General features: G+C 61.5%; 16 protein-coding genes and 1 tRNA gene. 5 read left to right on the top strand and 12 right to left on the bottom strand.

Annotated features, from left to right (window positions below):
- Positions 1-106: 106 nt before the first annotated feature.
- From HKK57_RS03110 to HKK57_RS03095, 4 genes are all read right to left on the bottom strand, one after another.
- A tRNA-Gly gene (locus HKK57_RS03110) sits at positions 107-180 on the bottom strand.
- A 141-nt stretch (positions 181-321) separates the two neighbouring features.
- Positions 322-1,206 carry an alpha/beta fold hydrolase gene (locus tag HKK57_RS03105; RefSeq protein WP_169389771.1) on the bottom strand — a complete coding sequence of 295 codons (885 nt, stop codon included), beginning with the start codon at positions 1,204-1,206 and terminating at the stop codon, positions 322-324.
- Positions 1,207-1,505: 299 nt separating this feature from the next.
- Positions 1,506-2,198 carry a pseudouridine synthase gene (locus HKK57_RS03100; RefSeq protein WP_133714153.1) on the bottom strand — a complete coding sequence of 231 codons (693 nt, stop codon included), beginning with the start codon at positions 2,196-2,198 and terminating at the stop codon, positions 1,506-1,508.
- Positions 2,198-2,410 (bottom strand): cysteine-rich CWC family protein, encoded by a 213-nt coding sequence (locus HKK57_RS03095; RefSeq protein WP_169389770.1) that lies wholly within the window; start codon positions 2,408-2,410, stop codon positions 2,198-2,200. Before HKK57_RS03095 ends, HKK57_RS03100 begins: the two co-directional genes overlap by 1 nt.
- A 218-nt stretch (positions 2,411-2,628) precedes the next feature.
- Here HKK57_RS03095 and HKK57_RS03090 point away from each other — a divergent pair, with 218 nt between their 5' ends.
- Positions 2,629-2,988 (top strand): hypothetical protein, encoded by a 360-nt coding sequence (locus tag HKK57_RS03090; protein ID WP_029299096.1) that lies wholly within the window; start codon positions 2,629-2,631, stop codon positions 2,986-2,988.
- 142 nt (positions 2,989-3,130) lie between these two features.
- A complete protein-coding gene (locus HKK57_RS03085; protein WP_029299095.1) occupies positions 3,131-3,559 on the top strand; it encodes a DUF3757 domain-containing protein in 429 nt (142 codons plus the stop codon).
- A 22-nt stretch (positions 3,560-3,581) separates the two neighbouring features.
- Here the strand turns inward: HKK57_RS03085 and HKK57_RS03080 are convergent, their stop codons facing one another.
- Positions 3,582-4,694, bottom strand: coding sequence for an enoyl-CoA hydratase/isomerase family protein (locus HKK57_RS03080; RefSeq protein ID WP_029299094.1), 1,113 nt, complete (start codon positions 4,692-4,694; stop codon positions 3,582-3,584).
- 131 nt (positions 4,695-4,825) lie between these two features.
- Between HKK57_RS03080 and ung the strand changes: the two genes are divergently transcribed.
- Positions 4,826-5,521, top strand: coding sequence for a uracil-DNA glycosylase (ung, locus tag HKK57_RS03075; protein ID WP_166647838.1), 696 nt, complete (start codon positions 4,826-4,828; stop codon positions 5,519-5,521).
- 78 nt (positions 5,522-5,599) lie between these two features.
- On the opposite strand, the gene HKK57_RS03070 is transcribed toward ung, so the two are convergent.
- The 5 genes from HKK57_RS03070 to HKK57_RS03050 form a co-directional block, all read right to left on the bottom strand.
- Entirely contained in the window at positions 5,600-6,637 is a 1,038-nt protein-coding gene (locus HKK57_RS03070; RefSeq protein ID WP_029299092.1) for an AbrB family transcriptional regulator, read from the bottom strand.
- Positions 6,630-8,144 carry a tripartite tricarboxylate transporter permease gene (locus HKK57_RS03065; protein WP_029299091.1) on the bottom strand — a complete coding sequence of 505 codons (1,515 nt, stop codon included), beginning with the start codon at positions 8,142-8,144 and terminating at the stop codon, positions 6,630-6,632. Before HKK57_RS03065 ends, HKK57_RS03070 begins: the two co-directional genes overlap by 8 nt.
- A 1-nt stretch (position 8,145) precedes the next feature.
- Positions 8,146-8,604, bottom strand: coding sequence for a tripartite tricarboxylate transporter TctB family protein (locus tag HKK57_RS03060; RefSeq protein WP_029299090.1), 459 nt, complete (start codon positions 8,602-8,604; stop codon positions 8,146-8,148).
- Between the two features lie 144 nt (positions 8,605-8,748).
- Positions 8,749-9,732, bottom strand: a complete 984-nt coding sequence (locus HKK57_RS03055; protein WP_029299089.1) for a Bug family tripartite tricarboxylate transporter substrate binding protein — start codon at positions 9,730-9,732, stop codon at positions 8,749-8,751.
- Between the two features lie 43 nt (positions 9,733-9,775).
- The gene (locus HKK57_RS03050; protein WP_169389769.1) at positions 9,776-11,068 is read right to left on the bottom strand and encodes an OprD family porin; all 1,293 of its coding nucleotides are present in this window, start codon (positions 11,066-11,068) and stop codon (positions 9,776-9,778) included.
- 246 nt (positions 11,069-11,314) lie between these two features.
- On the opposite strand from HKK57_RS03050, the gene HKK57_RS03045 reads away from it, so the two are divergent.
- Positions 11,315-11,986, top strand: coding sequence for a response regulator (locus HKK57_RS03045; protein ID WP_029299087.1), 672 nt, complete (start codon positions 11,315-11,317; stop codon positions 11,984-11,986).
- Positions 11,979-13,364 carry a sensor histidine kinase gene (locus tag HKK57_RS03040; protein WP_065943869.1) on the top strand — a complete coding sequence of 462 codons (1,386 nt, stop codon included), beginning with the start codon at positions 11,979-11,981 and terminating at the stop codon, positions 13,362-13,364. The genes HKK57_RS03045 and HKK57_RS03040 overlap by 8 nt, the downstream gene beginning before the upstream one ends.
- 130 nt (positions 13,365-13,494) lie before the next feature.
- Here HKK57_RS03040 and HKK57_RS03035 read toward each other — a convergent pair whose 3' ends face one another.
- Both HKK57_RS03035 and ygfZ read right to left on the bottom strand, forming a co-directional pair.
- Positions 13,495-14,316, bottom strand: coding sequence for an HDOD domain-containing protein (locus HKK57_RS03035; RefSeq protein WP_029299085.1), 822 nt, complete (start codon positions 14,314-14,316; stop codon positions 13,495-13,497).
- 36 nt (positions 14,317-14,352) lie between these two features.
- Complete coding sequence (gene ygfZ / locus HKK57_RS03030; protein ID WP_029299084.1) at positions 14,353-15,294, bottom strand: CAF17-like 4Fe-4S cluster assembly/insertion protein YgfZ; 942 nt, start codon at positions 15,292-15,294, stop codon at positions 14,353-14,355.
- Positions 15,295-15,365 lie beyond the last annotated feature (71 nt).

The raw sequence follows: 15,365 nt of genomic DNA, 5'->3' as shown, positions 1-15,365 counted from the left end.
AGGCGGGGATTGATGGGTAAAATCCGGGCGTAAAAAAACCGGCTCCATGAGCCGGTTTTTTTATCATTCCCCGCTAAAAATAATTTGGCGTGGGAACACAATGATGTGGAGCGGGTAGAGGGAATCGAACCCTCAACTAAAGCTTGGGAAGCTTTCGTTTTGCCACTAAACTATACCCGCTCAAAGCGGCTGACTTTGTACCAGATGTGCGCGGCGATTTGAAGTTTTTCTTTGAAAAATGTGCAAGTTGCGAGCGTCCGTCCAAACTTTCAGCCAACCCTGGGCAGCGACACAGCGTCATACCCGCCCAGGGTCCAGCCTTTAAATCGCCAGTGCATGCACAGCCTGCCCCTGGTGATACCGCAGTCGACTCACCGACTGTTGCGGTTTCAAAAAGCCCATCAATGCCTTCCGGCTGTCGTTGCACGCGGCCTTGTGCTCCATGTCCAGGAAGTGCCCGGTGGCCTGGATGGTGCCAAAGCTGCTGTTGGCCACATGTTGGCCAAACAGTCGGGCATCCTCGGCGCTGGTGTATTCGTCCCATTCGCCATTCAAGAACAACACCGGAATGTCGATCTGCCCCGCAGCCTTGAGGTAGCACTGGCGGTCGCTGTTGAGGACCTGGCTGATGTGGAAGTGCATCTGCCCATACTCGTGCTCGGCCAGGGTGCTGACGTGCCGATAGTTGAAGCGCTTGAACAGCGGCGGCAGGTGTTTGCCGATGGTGCTGTTGACCAGGTGCCCGACGCTGTGGCGGTCGAGGCGGCCGAGGTAGTCGACGCCGCGCTCCAGGTAGTCGCGCATCGGCGCGTTGATCACCGGAGAGAACGAGCTGATGACGGCCTTTTCCACTCGCCGAGGCCGCTGGGCAAGGGCGACGAGGGTGGCGACACCGCCCCAGGAGAAGGACAGCACATGTTCGGCGGCGAAGTGCTCGATGAGTTCCAGGAGGATCTGCCCTTCACTGTCCTTCGTCAGCATTTGCTCATGACGGTTGTGGGCTTTGGAGCGACCGGCGTAGGGCTGATCGTACAAAACCACGTTGAACTGCGGATACAGGCTTTTCACGGTCTGGGCAAAAGACGCGGTGGTGGCCATGGAGCCGTTGACCAGGATGATGGTCTTTTGAGCAGCCTCCGCGCGATAGAACTCCGTGTAAACCCGATACTGACCCTGTATATCCAGCACAGCGATTTCTGGCCTCATGTCGTAAGACTCCTGGCAAGCGGGTGGTGCGCGCAGATCACTCTGCACGAGCTTTGTGACAGGTAGGCATACGCCTGGAAGGGAGGCCCATGTCGGTCCGATGAAACTGGCCGACGGGTGTTGTTATGGCGGGCAGCTTGCCTGCAACGCCGGCAATCAAGGGAGTGCGGGCAGGCAATGTGTTTCTTGGAAGAGGCTGTGACTAGCCAGTCAGATTGCGGCTGGCGATTTGATTCAAGCAGGAGGCGGGCCAGGTCGCCAGTTTCCCCCTGGGATTTTGGCGATCACCGGTCCAACGGTCATATCTGGCGGATTTCAGCCTCGGTCAGCGGCCGATACTGGCCGGGGGCGAGCTGTTCATCCAGCGCCAGCGGCCCCATGCACTCGCGATGCAGGCGCGTGACCTTGTTGTTGAAGTGCCCGAACATGCGCTTGACCTGGTGATAACGCCCTTCAATGATGCTCAGGCGCGCACTTTTGGGGCCCAGCACCTGCAGATCGGCCGGTTGGGTGGTCAGGTCCTCGAAGGCGAAGTACAGGCCGGCGCTGAACGTTGCCGCATAGTCCGGGCCAATCTCCTGTTCGGTCTCGACGTAGTAGACCTTGGGCAGCTTGGTCTGGGGCTGGGTCAGGCGTCGCGACCATTGGCCGTCATTGGTGAGCAGCAGCAGGCCAGTGGTGTTGAAGTCCAGGCGGCCGGCGATATGCAGGTCGCCCTTGTCGGGTTCATCCAGCAGGTCGAGGACGGTGGCGTGTTGCGGGTCGACGGTGGCACTCACGCAGCCAGGCGGCTTGTGCAGCATGAAGTACCGTGCGGGTTTGCCGGCTTGCAGGAGTTGGCCATCACATTCCACCCGGCTGAACTCGCGAACGTCATGCCGTGGATCGTTTACCGGCTGTCCATCCACCTGGATCCGCCGCTCCGCCAGCAGCAGGCGCACCTGCTGGCGATTGAAGCGCGGCAGGTTGCTGAGAAATCGGTCGATACGCATTACTGGGGCTCGACCCCGCGCAATTGGGCATCGACCTGGGCACAGCGCGGGCACAGGCAAGCCTTGTTGCGAAGCGCCATCGGTAGGGCTTCGAGCACCTTGGGGTCGATGGTGACGCTGTAGCACCAGCAGGCGCGGTCAGCGGTGCGTGGGTCGGCCAGGGTGCAGTCGTTGCGGGCGCCGCAGGCCGGGCAAAGTGTGGGAGTGGTCATCGGTCGGTTCAGGCGTGATTCAGTCGAGATTGCGGTGAAACCCGGTATACCTGGCACGATACAGCCCTGGGCGGTTTATTGCGCCACAGATGTTTCAATCTATGTCCAGGTCGCACCAGATTCCGTTTTTGATGTCAGATATTTCGTCATTCAGCGAAGGCTGTGTGTCGCCCTCCAGCGTCGCTGGTGTGGGCTCTTCCGCGGTCCAGGAGGCCGCCATGTATCGTCGATTGCTCCTCACCGCTGTGCTCGGCTTGACCCTTTCTGCCTGTGTGCCCTATTACGATGGAGGCTCCAGCTACTACCGATCCGAAGTCTACACCGCGCCGGCGCCGGTCTATTACTACGGCGGCGGGCCGTCTTACCAGTATCGGCGTGGGTATTACGCACCGCCCCCGCGCTACTATTCCGCGCCTCGTTATTACCAGCCGGCACCCCGTTACTACCCAGCGGGGCCAAGAGCGGGCTACCGGCCCTACCCGAGCCAGGGTTGGGGCGATCACCGAGGCTACAGTGGTCATGGGCGAGGAGACGGCCGTGGCGGCGATCATGGCCGGGGCCGCGGCGGGCACCGGTAATCATCTATTCCTTAAACGGCGCGCAATGCGCCGTTTTTTGTGGGCGACCGTTTGTCTCCACTGTCATATTTCACAGCTATCTTGCGCGCCCTTCTCGGACTTAACTAAGTGGCAATACCTCAGCAGCGCACTGGGATGACACATGATCAGCCGGGTAGTCATTCTATGTTTACTAGGCGTTTTTCCGATCGCTGATGCCAGCGCAGAGTTCGGCTGCCCCTATCCCTCGTCGATCAAGCGCACGGGTGGTTATTTGCAAAGTGACAACGGCGTCTGGAAAAGCCCCAAGGTTGAGTTTCCGGGCTTTGTGGACACGTTTGTCGGCGCCGTTTTTACGCCGACCGAGGCCGGGGAGCGCAGGCGAGGGCATCTGGAATACTGCACCTACAAGGCGGCCAACAACCAGTGGGTCAACCTCAGGTTCCAGGCGCCCGAGCCACGCCCCAGTATGTCACTGAGTGATTCCACCCACTGGGTGCCGGCCCGTGGGCCGTTTGACCAGCAAATCTACATATGTACGGACAGCCAGCCCGACAACTGTTCGTTCACCCTCGATAACCCCCAAAACTAGCCAATTGCCTGACGCCGCTCTGTCATAAGTCAGACAGGTCCGCCAGCGGATGGCGTCCTTCCCAGGCCTTGTGAAAGTGCGCCTCGACCACCGCCTCGGGAACGCGCTTTATATCCGGCCAATGCCAATGGGGCTGCTGATCCTTGTCGATCAGACGTGCCCGTACCCCTTCACTGAACTCCGGGTGCCGACAGCAATTGAGGCTCAAGGTGTACTCCATCTGGAAAACCTCTGACAGGGACAGGTGGCGCGCCCGTCGGATCTGCTCCCACACCAGATGGGCGGTCAGTGGGCAGCCCTCGCTCAATGTCTTGCCGGCCCGGCTGAACAGCGGGTCGGCATGCTCGCGCAACTGGCTCAACGCGCGCCAGGCGCCGCACACGTCGCCCACATCCAGCCATTCGTCGATTTGCTGGCGTCGTGGCAACCACTGCGGCGCGGGCTGCTGGCTGACGGCTTCCTGGGCCAGGGCCTTGAACAGGCTGTTGAGTTGCATCGCCGTCTGCTCCTGCCAATTCAACTGCAGCAGGCCTTCGAGCATCTCGTCCTGTTGTTCATCCAGCAGGAAACGGTCGGCCAGGCCCAGGTCCAGGGCGTCGCGACCATTCATATGGGCCCCAGTGAGACCGAGAAACAGACCGAGCTTGCCCGGCAGGCGTGAGAGGAACCAACTGGCGCCCACGTCCGGGTACAGGCCGATGCTGATTTCCGGCATGGCCAGGCGGCTGCTCGGTGTGACCACGCGGATGGCTGCGCTTTGCAGCAAGCCCATGCCGCCGCCCAGCACATAGCCATGGCCCCAGCAGATCAGTGGCTTGGGGTAGGTATGCAAGCGATAGTCGAGACGATATTCCGCAGCAAAAAACTGTGCAGCCAACGCCGGCACTTCACCCGGCTGCTCACGACAGGCCTGGGCCAGGCTGCGCACTTCACCGCCGGCGCAGAACGCCTTGGCCCCATTGCCGCGCAGCAGCACGCAGACGATTTGCGGATCCCTGGCCCACTGGTCCAGGCGTTCGCCCAGGGCCAGGATCATCGGGAGGGAGAGGGCATTGAGGGATTTTTCCGCGTCCAGGCTGGCGATGCCGATACGGGCCCCATCGGTGCCAGTGAGCTCTTCGAAGTGCAGATTCATCATGACCTCAATCGGTAAATTGAACGTTGAGTATGATCCCTTCGTGGGAATGTGCCGGTTATGCGTCAGATCAATTGACAAGTGGGGTGGGCTTTCCTAGGGTTCGCCCACTCTTTTTACATGATGTGTTTCTGATGACTTCCGACGACCGTATCAAACTCGAACCGAGCTGGAAACACGCCCTGCGCGAGGAGTTCGAGCAGCCGTACATGAACGAGTTGCGCGAGTTCCTGCGCCAGGAGCATGCGGCAGGCAAAGAGATCTACCCGCCGGGCCCGTTGATTTTCAATGCGCTCAACTCCACGCCGCTGGACAAGGTCAAGGTGGTGATCCTCGGCCAGGACCCCTACCACGGCCCGGGCCAGGCCCATGGCCTGTGCTTCTCGGTGCAGCCGGGCGTGCCGACGCCGCCGTCGCTGCTCAACATCTATAAAGAGCTCAAGCGCGACCTCAATATCGACATTCCCAACCATGGTTGCCTGCAAAGCTGGGCCGACCAGGGCGTGTTGCTGCTCAACACCACCATGACCGTGGAGCGTGCGACAGCCAACGCCCATGCGGGCAAGGGCTGGCAGTTCTTCACTGACCGGGTGATTGAAGTGGTCAGCGAGCATCAGCCGCACCTGGTATTCCTGCTGTGGGGGGCGCATGCCCAGGGCAAGCAGAAGCTGATTGATGCCACCAAGCATTTGGTGCTGACTTCGGTGCATCCGTCGCCATTGTCGGCGTATCGCGGGTTTTTGGGCTGCGGGCATTTCAGCCGGACGAACAAGTTTCTTGAGCAGAATGGCGAGACGCCGATCGAGTGGCGGTTGCCGCCCATCTAAGGCCCAACACCAAAGGATGTGAGGCGCAAGTGTGTGGGAGCGAGCAAGCCCGTTCCCACATTAGGGTTATGCCAGGTTTTAGACGGTGTCCGGCTGGCGATTCCAGTGGCGGAATAATGGTTCCGCGAGGAACAGCACAAACAACAACCGCATCACCTGCATCGCCGTCACCAACGGCACCGACAGTTGTAAGGTCTCCGCCGTCAAACTCATTTCGGCAATCCCACCGGGCATCATGCCCAGCGTCAGCGAGCGCAGATCCAACTGCGTCAGCGCACTCAAACCTACCGCCGCCAGGGTGGCGATCAACATGGTCAGCACTGTGCCGATCAAGGTGCGGCCCATGAAGGCGGGCGCCCGACGAAAGAACTGCCGGTTGAAGTGGCAACCCAGGCCGCTGCCGATCAACCATTGGCCGACCTGACTGCCGCCATCGGGCAGGCCAATGTGCAGATCCCAGGTGATGCTGGCAATGGCGCTGACCAGCAACGGCCCGAACAACCACGGGTTGGGCTGGTGCAGACGCTGCCAGCCCCAGGCGACCAGGGCGCCGATGGGAAACAGCACGGCCAGCCAGGCCCAGTCCACGGGTGCCGGGTGAAATTGTGGTGCGCCGCCGCCGAGCAAATATTTGAAGATCGCCGGTACGCACAGCACCACCAACAACACCCGCAGACTCTGGCCTGCTGCCACGCGGCTGAGCACCGCGCCGTTACGCGCACCGAGGTTGACCATCTCGCCGGAGCCGCCCGGCATACTCGAGAAAAACGCCGTGGCACGGTCTTCACCGCTGCGGCGCATCAACCACACACCGACAATGCTCGACAGGCTGGTGACCAGCGCGCCGAAGAAGATCAGGCCAAAGTGGCTCATCACCTGCTCGATCACCATCGGGGTGAAGTGCAGGCCGATACCGATGCCCACCACCCATTGCCCACATTTGCGCCCGCCGGGAATCTCGCCCAACTGCCAGGGCGTGAGGCAGCGCACCAGGATGATCGCCAGCAACGAACCGACCATATACGGCAAAGGCCAGCCGACCAGGCTGGCCAGGTAACCGCCGGCCAGACCGACCAGCGGTGTTGCCCACCATTGTTTAAAGGTGACTTCAGACATCGGCCACGGCGCGACGCTGCAGGGCCCGTTTGCGGTAGATGCGGATCAGCGGGAAGGCCAGCATCAATGCCGTCAGTACCCAGACGCCAAAGGTGATCGGGCTCGACCAGAGAATCTGCAAATCGCCGTTGGAGATCGACAGCGCCCGGCGCAGGTTCTGCTCCATCAGGCCGCCGAGGATAAAGCCCAGCAACACTGGTGACAGCGGGAAGTCCAGCTTGCGCAGGATGTAGCCGAAGATACCGATACCCACCATCAGGAACAGGTCGAAGGTGGTGGCGTGGACCGCGTACACACCAATCGCGGTGATGATGGCGATCACCGGCACCAGTGCCCAGTTCGGCACGGCGAGGATGCGGGTGAAGATGCGGATCATCGGGATGTTGAGGATCACCAGCATGATGTTGGCGATAAACAACGAAGCGATCAGGCCCCAGACAATATCCGGCTGCTGTTGGAACAACAGCGGGCCGGGGGTGATGTTGTACAGCGACAACGCGCCGATCATCACCGCAGTGGTACCCGAGCCCGGTACGCCGAGGGTCAACATCGGTACCAGCGCACCGCAGGCGGAGGCGCCGATGGCGGTTTCTGGCGCGGCCAGGCCACGCATGTCGCCTTGCCCGAATTTACCACTGGCACCGGCCAGGCGTTTCTCGGTCATGTAGGCCACGGCTGACGCCAGGGTGGCACCCGCCCCGGGCAGTACGCCCATGATGAAGCCCAGCAGGCCACAGCGGATGTTAACTACAAATACCGCAGAAGCTTCCTTCAGGTTGAACATCATCCGCCCAGTGGCTTTTACCGCCTCCTGCCCACGATGGGTTTTTTCCAGCAGCAGCAGGATCTCGCTGATGGAGAACAGGCCCAGTACCAGCACCACAAACTGGATGCCGTCGGTCAGGTGAATATTGTCGCCGGTAAAGCGGTAAACGCCGCTGTTGGCGTCAATACCCACCGCCGACAGGAACAGGCCGATCAGCGCCGCCACAAAGGTCTTCAGCGGTTTGTCACCGGCCATGCCACCGAGGCAGACGATGGCAAATACCATCAGCACGAAGTATTCCGCCGGCCCAAAGGCGATCGCCCATTTGGCCAGCAGCGGGGCAAACAGCACCATGCCGCAGGTGGCGATAAACGCGCCGATAAACGAACTCCATGCCGACAACGACAGGGCCACGCCGGCCAGGCCTTTGCGGGCCATTGGGTAGCCGTCCAGGGTGGTCATCACGGTGGAAGCTTCGCCTGGGATGTTCAGCAGGATCGAGCTGATACGCCCGCCGTATTCGCAACCCAGGTACACGGCTGCCAGCAGGATCAAGGCCGATTCTGGCGGCAGGCCCAGGGCAAAGGCGATGGGGATCAACAGTGCCACGCCATTGATCGGGCCCAGGCCCGGCAGCAGGCCGACCACGGTGCCGATCAGGGTGCCGCACAGCGCGGTCACCAGGTTGTAGGGGCTCAGTGCGACGCCGAAGCCCTGGCCCAAATAGCCAAAAGTATCCATATCAGTTCTCCAGAACGTCGAGCAGACCGAGGGGCAGCGGCACGTCCATGGCTTTATCAAAGAGCAGATAAAGACCAATGGCCATCAGGCTGACGATTACCACGCTGGGCATCCAGCGGCCGCCATACAGGCGCGCCATGGGGATGCCGATCAGCATGCTGCTGAGGATAAAACCCAAGGGTTCGAAGGTGCCGGCGAACACGATCAGCAGCGCGACGCAGATACCGATCTTGAACAGGGTCTGACGGTCGAGGGCGGGCTCTTCTTCGGTGTGCTTGGTCGGCTGCGGGCGAAACAGCATGTAGATCAGTGCCAGGCTCATCAGCCCGAGCATCAGCAGCGGGTAGGCCCGCGGCCCCACGGGTTCGTAGGAAAAGGATGCCTGGTACGGCCAGGCCATCAGCGCCAGGCCGGCGCAGGCCAGCAGCAGCACTGCGGCGAAAATGCGTTGTAAGAGCATAGGAAACTCCAAGGCCACCTTTGTAGGCGCGAGCTTGCTCGCGAAGAACGTGAAAGCGCCGCGTCAAACCAGTTGAACCGCGTTTTCGTTGACGTTTTTCGCGAGCAAGCTCGCTCCTACAGGGGCATTACATGACAGGGGCGATTACTGGATCAGGCCGAACTCTTTGGCCAGCACTTTGTAGTCAGCCACCTGTTTCTTCACGTAGGTGTCCAGCTCCTGGCCGGTCATGGCGAAGGGGAACAGCTCGCGCTGGTCACGCAGCTTGGCGAACTCTTCGGAGGCCAGCAGTTTGTCGAATGCATCTTTCCACCAGGCGTAGTCGGCATCGCTGACTTTTGGCCCGAGGTAGAAACCGCGTACCACCGGCCAGACGATGTCGTAGCCTTGCTCTTTGGCGGTCGGAATATTCTTCATTTCCGGCTCGTCCAGGCGCTCTTCGGAGAACACCGCGAGCAGGCGCATATCGCCGCTGAGGATGTGGGGCATGGAGTCGGAGATGTCGGTACTGCCCACCTGGATATGCCCGCCGAGCAGGGCCGTGGCGATTTCACCGCCGCCTTCGAGGGCCACATAACGCAGGTCGCGGGGGTTGATTCCGGCAGCCTTGGCGATCAGGGCGGTCTGCATCCAGTCCTGGCTGCCGACGGTGCCGCCGGAACCAATCACTACTTTGCTCGGATCTTTCTTCAGCGCCTGTACCAGGTCATCGAGGCTCTTGTAGGGCGAATCGGCTTTCACCGCAATCGCGCCATAGCTGGTGCCAACCGCAGCCAGCCATTTCACTGCGCTTTCATCGAACCGCCCGAATTTGCCCTGGGCCAGGTTCAGCAGTGAACCACTGGACCAGGCTACCAGCGTGCCAGCATCGGCGGGGCGCTGGGCCACGACGGCGTTATAGGCCACCGCACCCACGCCGCCAGGCATGTAGGTCACGCGCATCGGCTTGCTCAGCAGCTTCTCGTTGACCAGTGCGCTTTGCACCAGTTTGCACGTCAGGTCAAAACCGCCGCCGGGGGAGGCCGGTGCGATGCACTCCGGGCGCTTGGGTTCATCGGCGGCCAGCAGTTGGCCGGCGAACAACATGCAGCCGGCGGCCAGGGCAAATTTACGCAGGGATGAGGACATGGGGAACTCCGTCATTGTTGTTATTGGGGGATGACTTTCAGGGTTACCACAGTGCGACGCTGTAACTGACCAGCACGCGCACTTCGTCTGCGTCCCGGGCCGAGTAGTTGGAGCGGTAGGTGGCGTTACGCAGGCGTACGGCCACGTCCTTGAGCGCGCCGCTTTGCACCACGTATTTGATTTCGGTGTTGCGTTCCCACTCTTTGCCGGTGTCGCCGTTCTTGAGCTTGATATTGTCACCGGACAAGTAGCGGCTCATGAAGCTCAGGCCGGGGATCCCCAGCTTGGCAAAATCGTAGTCGTAACGGGCCTGCCAGGAGCGTTCTTCGGCGCCGGCAAAGTCGTTGATCTGCACAAAGTTGACCAGGTACGGGTCGCTGCCATCCACATACGGGAATGCGCTATCGCCGGACATGTGCTGGTAGCCGGCGCTCAGTTTATGGCCGTTGAGGGCGTAGCTGAAAATGCCGTTGAGGGATTTGTTGTCAATGCTGCCGCCGCGCGCGCTGCCGGTGTCATCGCTGATGGCCAGGCGCAGGTCGGTACCGAAGGTGCCCGGGCCCATGGGCGTTGAGGCGACCACGCCGAGGAAGTGTTGGCGGTACACGTCGTCCAGTTGGGCGAAGTGGTAGCTGCCGGTGATCTTCTCGGCAAACTTGTAGTCCACGCCACCGAAGTTGAAGTGCTTGCCGGTGGCTCCGCTGAGGAAGCGGCCGTTCTTGTTGTTGAGGGCAATGTCCTCGTAGTTGGTGTCGTCGCGGTCCTTGGCCTTGTCCAGGCGCCCGCCAGTGAACGTCAGGTTCTTGAACTCCTTGGAGGTCAGCAGGCCACCGTTGAAGGTCTGCGGCAGGATGCGCCCGTCGTTGGCCTTGAGGATTGGCAACTCGGGGATCAGCGAACCGACCTTAAGCTCAGTGGCGGAGATTTTCACTTTGCCGGTCAGGCCCAGCTTGGAGTACTCGTCAGCGGCGCGGCCATCATCGTGGGTGGGCAGCAGGCCGCTGCCGGTGCGGTCGGGGCTGGAGTCGAGCTTGACCCCGAGCATGCCCAGCGCATCCACGCCAAAACCGACAGTGCCGTCGGTGTAGCCTGATTGCAGGTTGAGCATGAAGCCCTGGGCCCACTCGTCGCGCTTGGACTGCTGGGCGCTGGTACCGTCGCGAAAGTCGCGGTTGAAGTACATGTTGCGGGTTTCCAGGGTCGCGCTACTGTCTTCAAAGAAGGCAGCCTGGCTAAGCGGCGAAAAGCCGGCAAGGGCAGCGGCACTGGCGAGGGCGGTCTGGGTCAGGCGGGAAAAACGAACAGGCGGGCAAGCCTGGGGCTGTGTCGACAGCATCGTGATGCACTCCGTTATTGTTCTTATGAGGCGAAAACGCTTCGAGGCGTTTTTCGGGCGCTATGGGTGAAATAGCTCGGAAGGTGTAACCGTCCGTTTCCGGATGCTAATGGGCGAACCTTTCACTAACCTTTCAGCGTCCTTTCAATGTTTTCGGGCTTCACAGCACAGGCCGCGGCTGTAAACTGCGCCGCGAGTTGGTAAACAAAGGGTGGCACCGGCCACCCCTCAACGAGGTACAAACCCATGCGTGTCCTGCTCGTCGAAGACCATCTGCAACTGGCCGAAAGTGTGGCCCAGGCGCTCAAGAGCACGGGGTTGACGGTGGATGTGTTGCACGATGGCGTGGCGGCGGACCTGGCCTTGAGCAGCGAGGAATACGCCGTAGCGATTCTCGATGTGGGCTTGCCGCGCATGGATGGTTTCGAGGTGCTGGCGCGCCTGCGGGCCCGTGGCAAAAATCTTCCGGTGTTGATGCTGACTGCCCGCAGCGATGTAAAGGACCGGGTACACGGCCTTAACCTGGGCGCCGATGACTATCTGGCCAAACCCTTTGAACTGACTGAACTGGAAGCCAGGGTCAAGGCGCTGCTGCGTCGCAGCGTGCTGGGTGGCGAGCGGCAGCAGACCTGTGGCGTGCTGGTGTATGACGTGGAAACCCGGCGTTTCACCCTCGGTGGTGAGCTGCTGACGTTGACCTCCCGTGAGCAGGCGGTGCTCGAAGCGCTGATCGCCCGCCCTGGTCGGGTCATGAGCAAGGAGCAACTGGCGTCCCAGGTGTTTGGCCTGGATGAGGAAGCCAGCCCCGATGCCATCGAAATCTATGTGCACCGCTTGCGCAAGAAACTCGATGGGCAGCCGGTCGCCATCGTCACTTTCCGTGGTCTTGGATACTTGCTGGAAGCCCGTGATGCGTAAGCACAGCAGCCTGCGATGGCGCCTGCTGTGGAACCTGGCATTGCTGTTGGTGGTGTTGATGCTGGCCAGCGGCTTGAGCGCCTACTGGAACGGTCGCGAAGCGGCAGACACCGCCTACGACCGCACGTTGCTGGCCTCGGCGCGGACCATCGCCGCCGGCCTGTCCCAGCGCGACGGCACCCTCAGCGCCGATGTGCCCTACGTGGCACTGGACACATTCGCCTATGACAGCGCCGGGCGGATTTATTATCAGGTCAATGATATTCACCAGAAGCTGATTTCTGGCTACGAACACCTGCCAGGCCCGCCGCCGGGTACGCCGCGCACCGACGATTATCCGGCCTTGGCGCGTTTCTATAACGCCAAGTACCAGGGGCAGAATGTGCGGGTGGTGAGCCTGCTCAAGGCGGTGTCGGAACCGAACATGAATGGCATGGCCGAAATCCGCGTGGCAGAAACCGACGAAGCCCGCGTCAGCATGGCCCGCAGCCTGATGGCCGATACCTTGCTGCGCCTGGGGATGCTGGCCATTGGCGCCTTGCTGCTGGTGTGGTTTGCGGTAAGTGCGGCGCTGCGCCCGCTGGAGCGATTGCGCACGGCGGTGGAAGAACGCCAGCCGGATGATCTGCGGCCGCTGCCGCTGGTTGAAGTGCAGCACGAACTGGGGCCACTGGTGCGGGCCTTGAACCACTTTACCGAACGCCTGCGCGGGCAGTTCGAGCGCCAGGCCCAGTTTATTGCCGACGCTTCCCACGAGTTGCGCACCCCATTGGCCGCGCTCAAGGCCCGGCTGGAATTGGGCCTGCGCGCCGAGGAGCCGGCGATCTGGCGCAGCACCCTAGAGACGGCGGCGCAAGGTACGGATCGCTTGACCCACCTGGCCAATCAGTTGTTGTCCCTGGCACGCATCGAAAACGGTGCGCGGGCGATTGCTGAAGGGGGGGCGCAGTTGCTCGACCTCAGTCAACTGGCCCGTGAATTGGGCATGGCCATGGCGCCCCTGGCCCATGCTCGCGGCGTGGCATTGGCATTGGAGGCGGATCAGCCGGTGTGGTTGCGCGGCGAGCCGACCTTGCTGAACGAACTGTTGAGCAACCTGGTGGATAACGCCCTGGCGCACACACCATCAGGTGGCAACGTGATCCTGCGGGTCACGGCGCCGGCGGTGCTGGAAGTGGAAGATGATGGCCCGGGCATTCCGCTGGATGAGCGCGACCGGGTGTTCGAGCGCTTCTATCGGCGCAACCAGCAGGGCGCGGGGTCAGGCCTGGGGTTGGCGATTGTCGGGGAAATCTGCCGCGCGCACCTGGCCCAGATCAGCCTGCATGATGGCGAGCTGAAAGGGCTCAAGGTGCGGGTAAGTTTTATCGCGGGCTGACAGCGAGGGCCGAGCTGCTTACCTGTGGGAGCTGGCTTGCCTGCGATAGCGGGCGACAGACCGCCGCAGAGTGCCAGGCGCCCAGCGTCATCGTTGGCGAACATCGCGGGCAAGCCCGCTCCTACAGGGGTCAGTAGAACATTGAGCGTGCTTCATCCAGCTCGGTGCGCACCACTTCATTGAGCGGGTCGATGCGCAGCTTCTTGAATGCCGGCAAGTTCGACAACGCAGTGTGGGCCAACGGGTGGTTGGTGTTCTTGTGGCAATACAACACGGCCACTTGCACCAGGTCGACATAGTCCAAGCTGGCCGAGTCGCGCTCAAGGTCCTGGTAGTGCGCGGGTACATTCACCAGCATTTCCGGGAAGTCCCAGCCCCGCAGCAGTTTGTCCCCCAGCAGCGGGTGGATGCTATCGATCACATGGTTGAGGCTGACCGGGTCGGAGAGCAGTTCGTAGTGATCTTCGGCGTAGGTCAGGATCGGCAGTACGCCGATCTGGTGCACCAGCCCGCCGAGCGCCGCCTGGTCCGGCTTGAGCTGGCTGTGGTTGCGGCACAAGGCGTAGCAGACGCCCGCCACTTCCAGGCTGCGGCGCCAGACTTCACGCATCTTCTGTTCGACGGCTTCTGAGCGGGCATGGAAGATTTGCTCCATCACCAGGCCGATCGCCAGGTTGCTGCTGTAGTTGGTGCCCAGGCGCGTGATGGCGGTGTGCAGGTCGGTGACTTCCTGGGAGGCACGCAACAGCGGGCTATTGACCACCTTGATCAGCCGCGCCGTGAGGGCGGTATCGCGGCTGATGACTTTGCTTAAATGACTGATGCTGACTTCGGGGTCTTCGGCGGCCTGACGAATTTTCAGGGCCACTTCCGGTAACGTGGGCAGAACCAGGTCATCGTTATCGATGGCCATCACCAACGCCTGTTGGACTTTTTCCGCCAGTTTGTTCATTCATGCTCTCTAGGGTGCTGCAAAAGGGTGTGGCGATTAACGCTGGATCTCGCGATCACGGTCCAGTGGGTAGGGCAGGTCGAGCAACTTGAGACCCGGGCCTTCCAGCGTACCTAAATGCACATCGCCACTGTCGGCTGCTTCGGCTTGCAGCACCGCCAGAAGTTCAATCCCTTCGTCGGCCCGGGCGGCAATCACCACCTCGCCGATGGCACTGTTATGGCTGGGGGCAAACAGTGGGGTACCTGGTTCGGGCAATGCGTCGCCATCCAGGCTCAGGCGGTACAGGCGCCGCTTGAGTTTGCCCAGGTATTGCATGCGGGCGACGATTTCCTGGCCGGTGTAGCAGCCTTTCTTGAAACTTACGCCACCAACCGCCTGAAGGTTGAGCATCTGCGGGATGAACAGCTCGCGGGTCTGGGCCATGACCTGGCCGATGCCAGCGCGCACCTGCCCCAGCAGCCAGGCATTGAGATCGCCTTCGGCAAGTGTTGCGGCCAGTTGGTTGCGCAGCGGCTCGGCTTGCGCGGCGGGCGCCCAGAGTTCGGCGCGGCCGGGGGAGACGCGAATGGCCAGCAGCTCTTCATGGCGCGCCACGCTGTCGGTCTCGGCTGGCAAATCCAGGCCCAGGCTGGCGATTGCCTGGTCAGCGTCGGCCAGGCCGAAGCGGACCCAGGCGGCGCTTTCGTCCGTGAGCTTGGACTTGGAAAACACGGCGTATTTTTTCAGGTCCGCCAGTTGTGGCTCCAGCAGTTCGCTGGCCATGGCCAGCAACACGCCGTCACCTTGCAGCACGATACGGAAGCTCGACTGCATACGGCCCTTTTGGGTGCAGCGCGCGCCGAGGCTGGCGTGGGTGTCGTTGAGGTAGTTGAGGTTGCAGGTCAGTTGTCCCTGGAGGAACTTGGCCGCGTCAGCGCCGCGAACGGCCAGGACGCCTTCGTGGGACAGGGGGCAGAAGAAAGCAGAGTCAGCCATGGGTCATCGCAGTTGGAAAGTCATGGGTGCATCATAGAGGGGCGCCCGGTAAATGGGTAGTTTCATAAGCC

Source organism: Pseudomonas sp. ADAK21, from assembly GCF_012935735.1.
Lineage (GTDB): Bacteria > Pseudomonadota > Gammaproteobacteria > Pseudomonadales > Pseudomonadaceae > Aquipseudomonas > Aquipseudomonas proteolytica.
Note: the sequence above shows the minus strand (reverse complement) of the source record. Positions and strands in the feature narration are given on the sequence as shown.

What these genes read in the sequence shown, in the direction of transcription:
- HKK57_RS03040 (WP_065943869.1), top strand. Translation starts at nt 11,979, where the DNA reads ATGCGTAAGCACAGCAGCCTGCGATGGCGCCTGCTGTGGAACCTGGCA.
- HKK57_RS03095 (WP_169389770.1), bottom strand. Translation starts at nt 2,410, where the DNA reads ATGACCACTCCCACACTTTGCCCGGCCTGCGGCGCCCGCAACGACTGC.
- HKK57_RS03100 (WP_133714153.1), bottom strand. Translation starts at nt 2,198, where the DNA reads ATGCGTATCGACCGATTTCTCAGCAACCTGCCGCGCTTCAATCGCCAG.
- HKK57_RS03105 (WP_169389771.1), bottom strand. Translation starts at nt 1,206, where the DNA reads ATGAGGCCAGAAATCGCTGTGCTGGATATACAGGGTCAGTATCGGGTT.
- HKK57_RS03055 (WP_029299089.1), bottom strand. Translation starts at nt 9,732, where the DNA reads ATGTCCTCATCCCTGCGTAAATTTGCCCTGGCCGCCGGCTGCATGTTG.
- HKK57_RS03050 (WP_169389769.1), bottom strand. Translation starts at nt 11,068, where the DNA reads ATGCTGTCGACACAGCCCCAGGCTTGCCCGCCTGTTCGTTTTTCCCGC.
- HKK57_RS03080 (WP_029299094.1), bottom strand. Translation starts at nt 4,694, where the DNA reads ATGAATCTGCACTTCGAAGAGCTCACTGGCACCGATGGGGCCCGTATC.
- HKK57_RS03070 (WP_029299092.1), bottom strand. Translation starts at nt 6,637, where the DNA reads ATGTCTGAAGTCACCTTTAAACAATGGTGGGCAACACCGCTGGTCGGT.
- HKK57_RS03090 (WP_029299096.1), top strand. Translation starts at nt 2,629, where the DNA reads ATGTATCGTCGATTGCTCCTCACCGCTGTGCTCGGCTTGACCCTTTCT.
- HKK57_RS03085 (WP_029299095.1), top strand. Translation starts at nt 3,131, where the DNA reads ATGATCAGCCGGGTAGTCATTCTATGTTTACTAGGCGTTTTTCCGATC.
- HKK57_RS03060 (WP_029299090.1), bottom strand. Translation starts at nt 8,604, where the DNA reads ATGCTCTTACAACGCATTTTCGCCGCAGTGCTGCTGCTGGCCTGCGCC.
- ygfZ (WP_029299084.1), bottom strand. Translation starts at nt 15,294, where the DNA reads ATGGCTGACTCTGCTTTCTTCTGCCCCCTGTCCCACGAAGGCGTCCTG.
- HKK57_RS03065 (WP_029299091.1), bottom strand. Translation starts at nt 8,144, where the DNA reads ATGGATACTTTTGGCTATTTGGGCCAGGGCTTCGGCGTCGCACTGAGC.
- HKK57_RS03035 (WP_029299085.1), bottom strand. Translation starts at nt 14,316, where the DNA reads ATGAACAAACTGGCGGAAAAAGTCCAACAGGCGTTGGTGATGGCCATC.
- HKK57_RS03045 (WP_029299087.1), top strand. Translation starts at nt 11,315, where the DNA reads ATGCGTGTCCTGCTCGTCGAAGACCATCTGCAACTGGCCGAAAGTGTG.